Source organism: Streptomyces sp. NPDC006510 (assembly GCF_040611955.1).
Taxonomy (GTDB): Bacteria; Actinomycetota; Actinomycetes; order Streptomycetales; family Streptomycetaceae; genus Streptomyces.
Genome location: NZ_JBEXPH010000278.1, coordinates 1 through 8,423, shown reverse-complemented (window position 1 = coordinate 8,423; position 8,423 = coordinate 1). Strand labels below are relative to the sequence as shown.

Annotated in this window: 7 protein-coding genes and 1 pseudogene; all 8 read left to right on the top strand. The window is 66.9% G+C overall.

Annotated elements, in window-relative coordinates:
• The first annotated feature begins 197 nt into the window (after positions 1-197).
• Positions 198-338, top strand: coding sequence for a bottromycin family RiPP peptide (gene botA, locus ABZY11_RS40670; RefSeq protein WP_356483993.1), 141 nt, complete (start codon positions 198-200; stop codon positions 336-338).
• 92 nt (positions 339-430) lie between these two features.
• Positions 431-1,591 carry a YcaO-like family protein gene (locus ABZY11_RS40665; protein WP_356483992.1) on the top strand — a complete coding sequence of 387 codons (1,161 nt, stop codon included), beginning with the start codon at positions 431-433 and terminating at the stop codon, positions 1,589-1,591.
• Positions 1,509-2,846: a YcaO-like family protein gene (locus ABZY11_RS40660; protein ID WP_356483991.1), complete on the top strand. Its 1,338-nt coding sequence runs from the start codon at positions 1,509-1,511 to the stop codon at positions 2,844-2,846. Before ABZY11_RS40665 ends, ABZY11_RS40660 begins: the two co-directional genes overlap by 83 nt.
• On the top strand, positions 2,843-4,750 hold the full coding sequence (locus tag ABZY11_RS40655) for a RiPP maturation radical SAM C-methyltransferase (RefSeq protein WP_356483990.1): 1,908 nt from the start codon (positions 2,843-2,845) through the stop codon (positions 4,748-4,750). Before ABZY11_RS40660 ends, ABZY11_RS40655 begins: the two co-directional genes overlap by 4 nt.
• Positions 4,751-4,763: 13 nt before the next feature.
• On the top strand, positions 4,764-5,564 hold the full coding sequence (locus tag ABZY11_RS40650) for an alpha/beta hydrolase family protein (protein ID WP_356483989.1): 801 nt from the start codon (positions 4,764-4,766) through the stop codon (positions 5,562-5,564).
• A complete protein-coding gene (locus ABZY11_RS40645) occupies positions 5,564-6,997 on the top strand; it encodes an amidohydrolase (RefSeq protein WP_356483988.1) in 1,434 nt (477 codons plus the stop codon). Before ABZY11_RS40650 ends, ABZY11_RS40645 begins: the two co-directional genes overlap by 1 nt.
• A 40-nt stretch (positions 6,998-7,037) precedes the next feature.
• Positions 7,038-8,177 carry a cytochrome P450 gene (locus tag ABZY11_RS40640; RefSeq protein WP_356483987.1) on the top strand — a complete coding sequence of 380 codons (1,140 nt, stop codon included), beginning with the start codon at positions 7,038-7,040 and terminating at the stop codon, positions 8,175-8,177.
• A 19-nt stretch (positions 8,178-8,196) separates the two neighbouring features.
• Positions 8,197-8,423, top strand: a pseudogene (locus ABZY11_RS40635) (RiPP maturation radical SAM protein 1); the annotation flags it as partial.

The following is an 8,423-nucleotide window of genomic DNA, read 5'->3' as shown; positions in this document are numbered from 1 at the left end:
ACTCGCGGTACGCGAACACCCCTCGGCCTACCGCACCCCACCCCCCAAGGGCACACCCCGGCGCACCCGCAACCCCGTACCACTCACCCTCACCAACCGGGGGGAAAGGGGGCCTGTTCCAGTACTGAACATCGGCACGGAAAAGCAGTAGGAAGAAAAGCAGAAGACAGAGCGAATAGCCACGAAAGGATCCTGTCATGGGCCCTGCAGTTGTATTCGACTGCATGACGGCGGACTTCCTCAACGACGACCCCAACAACGCCGAACTGAGCGCACTCGAGATGGCAGAACTCGAGTCGTGGGGCGCGTGGTCCGAGGACACCGACTCCGCCAGGTAACGCCTGGTTCTCAGCAACACCAGGCGTGAAGCAGGCGAGACAGGAACAGGGGAGTAGGGGCGTTGATCGAGAGATCAGTGGCTGGCTGCGCAATGCGTGAAATCGCCTACCATTCGTACCGGTCAGAGCGAACAGTGACGGTCCGGTGCACCGTGGAGCCCGCCTCGGGTGCGGTATCGGCCGAAGGCTACGGCACCGCGACCACGGAGGCCGTCGCGCGCAAGAAGGCTCTGTCCGAGGCCGTGGAACGCCTCATGGCCTGCACGCCTTTCTCCCTTGTCGCCCGTCCGCCGACGACACACACCTGTCGGGGCACGGACTCCCGGCACTGGTCTGGCGGGGTACGCGGAGCACCCGAAGGGTGCCTGCTGCGTGCCTACGAGCCGCTGACGGCAGACCGGCCCCGGCAGGTACCACTGTTCTGGTCATCACCATGGGTGGCCGGCCTGGAACTGAGGTCGTCGACCCTGACGGCGCAGGCAGCCCGCCTGTCATGCACGGTGGGCTGGGCTGCCTCGCCGTCTCCCGAAGCGGCCCTGCGAAACGCGCTCTTCGAGTTGGCGGAGTTGCTGAACTACAGCGCCTTTCTCTATCGCTGCCTGACCCGTCCGCCAGGGCATGTGCCGGAGGATGGCGATGCGGCTCGGAGTGGCCAGGTGGACGACGGCTCCTCCACGCCACTGACCCTGCCCATCGGCTATGTCGCCCGGACGCCCACTGTCCTCGCCGTGTCGAGGAGCGCCGGCCGGCTGATGCCCGCCACCGGCATCGGATCGGGTTCCACACAGACCGAGGCGGCCGACCGGGCCCTACTGGAACTCGCTCAGGCCGAGACGCTCTGGCGAGAGAACACCACTGCCGAGTCAGCCGAGCGCTACTTCATGCGACGGTTCGAGCGATGGCCGCTGCTGAGGCGTTGCGCCGCTCTGGAATTCGACTTGCAGGCCGATGACCTGCCCCACCACAACGAGCCGCTCCCCTCCCCCCTGCAAGAGCTGGAGAGCAGGGGAATATCGGTGTGGGCCGACTCCGGAGCAGTTGACATCTCTGGTCCAGGAATGGAAAGGACTCGGATCCACTACGCGCACGTGGTGTCGGATCCCCAGCCGCTCCTGGGACTTGTCCGCGCAGGCATACCCGTATTCGACACGGGAGAAGTGAGGAAGACCCTTGACTGGTCACGTCGGACAGGACCTGCTGTCCACAGCCCTTCTCAGCGGAGCACTCACGGAGGATGTCCCGCCGGAGCGTGAGACACCCATCGCCAAAGCCCTCGGCGCTGTCTCGGAATGGCTCGGCTCCGAGAAGTTGACCGCTGAAATCTGGAAGCACGGAATCGACGCGACGCCCACCTACGAAGTGCAGTTGAAGGACAGCGACGGCACGCTCTGCTCACGCAGCTCCGGCAAGGGCCTGGGATACCGCAGCATGGCGAGCGCGCTCTTCGAGAGCGCGGAGCACTACCACCTCGACTGGCGACGCGACCCGGGGGCGTCCGACGTCAGGTTCCTCTCCGGACGCGACATCGCCCAGCAGCCGACGGCGCGGCACTCCGCGCTGCTGCAGCGCCTCGGCGGCGCCCTGCCGGAGAGCCAGATCCTCACCCGCCCCTATCGGCCGGTAGCAGAGGCGCTGGGCGAGCCGGCGAACGAGCAGGCGCCGCACCGGCAGCCGATCTTCCTCCGTGACGGCGGGTACCGCAACTGGCCGCACCCCGACGACGACGGGGCCTTCAAGACGCTCTGGCACTACACCTCCAGTGTCGGTTACGCCGCAGGGGCCACGCTGCACGAGGCGCTCGTTCACGCGATCAACGAGCTGATCGAGCGCGATGCCTGGTCGTACCAGCTCGCCGGCTGGTACTTCGGCCTGGACAAAGGCCGCTCCGGCATACGCGTCGTCGACCACGACTCCCTTCCCGCCGATCTGAGGAAGCTGGTCGCCGATGTCGAGGAAGTGCGAGGAGCTCCGGTCCTCATCATCTCGATCGCCTGCGATACGGGAGTGCCTGCCTACGTGGCCTGCAACGCCGACAGCCACGAGGACATCCGGCTGATCGGCAGCGGTGCATCACCGGTGCAGACGTACGCGCTGCAACGGGCGCTCCTGGAGTACCTCCAGGTGTGCACCATCTTCGAGCACGGCCCCATCGACGCGGAGCGCGAGGCGAACCAGATCCTCACAGCCCTGGCGCGCTACCCCCGCCACCGTGCCGCGGCACGTTTCGACATCCACGCCCTTCCCCACGAGCGCGTGCAGTTCAGCGCCCACGACGGACTGCCCGCCACCGCCTCGCCCGAGGAACTGCTCCGACACCTCATCGGTCGGCTGGACGGCCTGGGGGTGGACATCCATTACCGCGTCCTGACCAGGCCCGGTTCCGTCACAGTCGTCGATGTCGTCGCCCCGGGCCTGGAAATGCTGGACAAGGCCCGCGCCGGCTACCCCGTCCTGCCCACCGGGCGGCTGGGAGAGCTCCTGCTGCCCCGGAGGAGTGAGCGCAAGTGAAACTCGCCCTTGTGGCGCCCCCCTGGAACAGCCTCTACCGGCCGTCGATCCAGATCGCCACCCTGGCGGCGCTGGCTTCCGACGGACGCGGGGATCCCATCACCCCGGTATACGGTTACCTCGACTGGTTCGAGTTCGCCATCAATTCGCTCGCGTACGACCCGCAACAGTTCATCACCGTGTACGACACGATCGGCGAGGAACTGTACGGGATGGGGGTCGGTGATTGGATCTTCGGCAGTGCGCTTGCGGCTGCCGAAGGAGTGGACGAGACCTCCGCACAAGCGGAGTACGCGGCGTTTCTCCGGGAACAGGGGGTCGCCGAGACCCTGACGGACTGCATTCTCTCGCTTCGCGGGATAGCCCCCCGGTTCACCGCTGAGTTCGCCGAGCGACTCCTCGCCACTGGAGCCGAATGCTTCGGCTTCACCACATCGTTCAGTCAGCTGGTCCCCGCCCTGGCCATCGCCCGTGCCATCAAGGACCTGGCGCCTGATCGGCTCGTCCTTCTCGGTGGGGCCAACTGCGACCGGCCCATGGGCCGAGCCGTCATGGAGGCCTACCCCTATGTGGACGCGGTGGTGCAGGGCGAGGGCGAGGGCGCAGTCACAGCGATCTCCACCGCGACGGATGTGGCGGACCTGGCCAACGCACCCGGGATCGTCCTGCGGCACGAGGGTGCGCTGCGCGCCTCGCTGCCCACGGTCCAGCCCGCGGAGTCCGCCCCCGTGCCCCGGTACGAGGAGTACTTCGAGCGATTGAACTCCCTTCCGTGGAGCGACCTGATCACGCCGCACGTGGCAATGCCGTTCCAGATGTCCCGGGGCTGCTGGTGGGGCGAGAAGATGCAGTGCACGTTCTGTGGCGAGAACGGCAGCGGCATGGTCTACCGAAGCAAGCCTGGCGGACAGCTCACGGAGACTCTGCGGCAACTGACCGAGCAGCACGGCGTATTCAGTACATACGCCGTGGACACGATTCTGGCCAAGAAGGACAACGGCCTGGCAGCCCTCGCCGACGCAGAGGTCGACATCACCACGTTCTTCGAGGTCAAGGCGAATCTGGGCTCCAGGGAACTCGGAGAGATGCGGGCGGCGGGCGTCCTCATGGTGCAGCCGGGCATCGAAAGCCTCAGCTCCGGCGCCCTGAAACTGCTGCGCAAGGGCGCGACCGCACTGCACAATCTGCGCTTTCTCATCCTCTGTCAGGAGCTGGGCATCGACGCCCAGTGGAACCTGCTCTCCGCGATGCCCTACGAGTCCTCCGAGATGCTGGAGGAGCAGCTCCGGCTGGTCCCCTTCATCACACATCTGGCGCCTCCGTCGACGGTGAGCAAGGTCCGTGTCGATCGTTACAGCCCCTACTTCGAGAAGCCGGACGAGTTCGGCATCGAACTCATCGGGCCGGAGCGGAAATACCGGTTCATCCATGCCGGCCAGAAGGCCGACCGGACGGCGCTCGCCTACTCGTTCGAGCACGAAGAGACCGGCCGGGAGACCGATGCCGCCACGATGCTGTCCCTGCGGCGGCGCTTGGGCGCGCGCGTAGGCCTGTGGAAGAAGCTGCACGAGCAGTCCCGCTTCTCCTTCCGCTACGGACCGGAAGTCACCATCGTCCACGACTACCGGCCTCATGTGGGATCAGGCAGGCATGTACTGAAGGGCGTCGACGACCATCTCTTCCGTTCCCTCGTCCACGGGGGGCGACTGGAGCAGTCCGTCAGTCGGGCGAGTGAGATCGCCGGAACTCCGGAAGAAGACGTTCGTGGCACCGTGCGCGCATGGGCGGAGCGCGGCTGGATCCATCTTGAGGGCAGGCGCGGGCTGGTGCTGGCCGTACGGGATGGCATGCGGGACGAGCTGGGCCGTGCGGTCGAACTGAGGGGGCAGGATGCGGGACTCTGACAGGCGTGCAGGAGTGGAACGCTTCGAAGTCGTCTCCCGGGACGGCACCGTGGTGCGCGGTGTCCACAGGCCCGGCCCTGGGGAGACGGTCGTCCTCGTGCACGGCATCGCCATGGACCACCGCGTCTGGTGGGAGTCGGGCTTTCTCGACGGACTGCCCGGAGCCCGGGTCATCGCCCCCGATCTGCGGGGCCGTGGTGACAGCCCGCACGTCGGCAGCCCGGAGGGCCATGGCATGGCCCGCTACGTCGATGACCTACGGGCTGTTCTCGACCGGTTCGGCCAGAAGCGGTACAGCATGGTCGGTACCTACTTCGGGGGGCGCCTTGCCCTCCACGCCGCCTCGGCGGACACCCGGGTGACACGGGTGTTCTCCTTCTGCGCGCACGGAGAACGGGTCGACATACCCCCTGGCGCCGTGGAAGAGGAAGCCGCGGCCATCGAAGGACCGGGCGGACAGGCGTATCTCCGCGACCACTTCACCCGGGCCGGCGCGCCGCCGTGGATGGTCGACGCCTGTGACCGGGTCGACCGCGGCGAACTCGCGGCGGCGACGCGTGGTCTTCTGCACGGGTCCCACCATCAGGCCGAGCGCGGCCATCCGGACCAGGACCTGGTGCTGATCACCTCGGTGAGCGACACCGATATGGAGACGTTCCGTGCGAGTGAGAAGCGGCTCGGCGCCCGCCTCTGGCTCGTCGAGAGCCCCACCCGTGTACAGGCCGCCGCTCAGCTGGGGGACACCGGCCGTCAGGTAGCAGAACTGCTCGGCATGCCGTCCGGGGACGTGGCGGACGGAAGGAAAACGTCCTGATGACCCTTCCCATCGAGGACACCCTCTGGCGGCATCGCAGGGGGCTGCTGCCCGAGGGTGACCCGCTGGTCTCCGCTCTCGTGGAACTGGCGGGCCGGAAGCGGACCCACACCTTCCGTTCTGTCGGGCTGATCGACGTGCAGACCGGCAAGGTCACCGCGCCCCGTGATCTGAGTGTGGTCGACGGGCGGATCTCCGGATGGAGTCCGGTGCCCCCGGTCGATGACCGGAGCGCGCGCCCGTACTGGTATGCCGTCCCGGGGTTCGTGGACGCCCATGCACATGTGTCATCGGCCTCCGACCTTGTCGGGCTCCTGGTCCACGGGGTGACCGCATACCGCCAGATGTGGGGGGAACCGGCACACCTGTACAGCGTCGGTGTACGCCGGGCCCGCAACGCCGTCCTGCCCCGGGCCTGGGTGACGGCCGGTCTGGTGGACGGCCCGAACTCCCGTATCCCTCACGCGGTCACCCTCGTGGACGGGGTACGGGCGGCCCGGAACGTGGTGGAGGATGTGCTCGCTTACGGGTTCGACGGCATAAAGATCTACGACGATCTGGAGCGCTCCGCGTTCGACCTGCTGGTCCGGGAGGCGGAACGCGCGGGAGTACCCGTCGTGGGGCACGTACCGGAAGCGGTTCCGCTCAGTGAGGCTCACCAGGCCATGCGGTCGTCCGAGCATCTCTACGGGATCGTGCCGAACGTGTTCCGTCTGCCGCCCTCCGACCGCTGGATCTCGCTCGCCGACGCGCTGGAGCGCCACCGGAGCGACCGGCGCGCGCTCACCGCGAACGTGGCGGGCCATTTCATCTGCCCCACGCTCACCGCGTGGCGGGCCCGGACCGGGGAAGTCCGCTTCACTCAGCCGTCCAGAACGGCTCTCCAGACAGCGGCCCCGAGCAGGAGGTGGGCCTGGCACGCCGCGGTCCGTAGTGCCCTCGGACTCGACCGTGCCGAAGTGGAGTGGCGCAGCGCGATGATCGACCAGCTCGGCCTGGTCGCCCGCGACCTCGTGGACCAGGGAGCCCGGCTGCTCGTCGGAACCGACTGTGGGAATCCTTTTGTCCTCGCGGGGCCCTCGTACCACAAGGAGATGGCGGAGCTCTCCCGGGCAGGGTTCGGTTTCGACGTGATCCTCAGGGCCGCGACCACGCACTCCCATGAGGTCATGGGCTGGGGAAACGAGACGGGCACGGGTCAAGCGGACCTGGTCTTCTTCCGCGAGTCCCCCGACGGTGACGCCACTCGTCTCGCCCGGCCCGACGGAGTGCTGATCGACGGTGTCTTCCTCGACAGCACGGACCTCGACCACCTCTGGAGCCTGCGGCTCAAGGAAGCGGGGCTCGATCCCTCCGTCTGGAGTCGGGGCGACCTCAATCCCCCTCCGGTGAATCGAACCCAGAAGAAAGAGGTAACGTCCCATGCAGGCTGAAGGCTGCCCCGCGGCGAAGGGGAAGAAAGAGCCCGAATCCGTGAACTTCAATTTCTTCAGCGCTCCGGCAGAGTATCGGAGAGCTGCTGAGGAGCACGCGCACGAGGGTGCTTTCTACAGCAGTCACGGGGATGGCTTCTGGGTTCTCACCAGCTACGACGGCGTATGCCAGGCCTTCAGGAACGAGGAAGAATTCACCGTCGGACGGGTCAGCGCGGCCGAGGGCGCCGAAGAGGACCGCTGGATCCCGCTGACCATCGAGGGGCGCCAGCATACGGAATGGCGCCGCAAGCTCGGCTCGTGGTTCACACCCCAGCGGGTACGCGAACTGACCCCGCAGATCCGTGCCAACGCACGGCGCAGGATCAAGGAATTCTTCGAGCAGGGCGAGGTCTCGTTCAACGAGGATTTCGCCCGGCCCTACGTGGTGGAGAACTTGATGTCCGCGGTGGGCTGGCCCATCGACGGTCTCGACCGGCTCGTGACGATCAACCGCGCGATGATCGACTCACGGTACGCACCCAACCCTCGCGAAGCGGCATACGAGGAAACGGGTATTCCGGCAGTGGAGAAATACGCCCGGGAGCATGTCGAGCGCAGGCGTGCCGAGCCCGCCGACGACCTCACCACCGCGACGTTCTCCTGGGAGATCGAAGGCGCCCCCATCACGGATGACGACCGGGTATCGCTGCTGAGCGTGCTCTTCCTGGCCGGGGTGGACTCGACGGTGAACCACCTGTCCAACGCGATCCAGTTCCTCGCGGCCCATGAAGAACACCGTCAGCGCTTCCTGACCTCCCCGGATACCCGTCCGGCGGCGGTGGAAGAGTTTCTCCGGGTGAATTCGTGCATGTATCCGGGCCGGATGGCGGCGCGCGACGGTGCGGGCGACGTGGCCGGCCGCGGACAGACGGTGCTTCTTCCGCTGTCCCTCGCCAACCACGATCCTGATGTCTTCCCGGAGCCGGGGCGAGTGGACTTCGACCGGGAGCGGAACCCGCACATCGCGTTCGGCACAGGACCCCACCAGTGCCTCGGAGCGGCGCTGGCGCGGGCGCAGCTCCTCACGGCCCTGGAGGAGTGGCATGCCCTCATTCCCCAGTACGGTCTCCCGTCCGCCGCGAACGTGCCGGATCTCCCGTTCCTCCGCAACGCCTACGACCTGAGGATTTCCTGGTGAGATGGCTGGAGGTGCTGCCATGCTCGTGACGCTTGTTTCCATGCCGTGGAACAACGTGAGGCGTCCGTCCATTCAGATAGGAACTCTGCGTTCGGTCGCCGAGGCCGAGGGATGGCAAGTGGACGCCAGTTATGCCTACCTCAATTTTTACGGCCTTGCCCAGCAGGCGTTGGGATTCAGTGACGCGGAATGGTCTGATGCCTATGAGCTGGTGTCGGAGAAGCTCTACCATATGGCGGTCGGTGA

What these genes read in the sequence shown, in the direction of transcription:
- botA (WP_356483993.1), top strand. Translation starts at nt 198, where the DNA reads ATGGGCCCTGCAGTTGTATTCGACTGCATGACGGCGGACTTCCTCAAC.
- ABZY11_RS40665 (WP_356483992.1), top strand. Translation starts at nt 431, where the DNA reads ATGCGTGAAATCGCCTACCATTCGTACCGGTCAGAGCGAACAGTGACG.
- ABZY11_RS40645 (WP_356483988.1), top strand. Translation starts at nt 5,564, where the DNA reads ATGACCCTTCCCATCGAGGACACCCTCTGGCGGCATCGCAGGGGGCTG.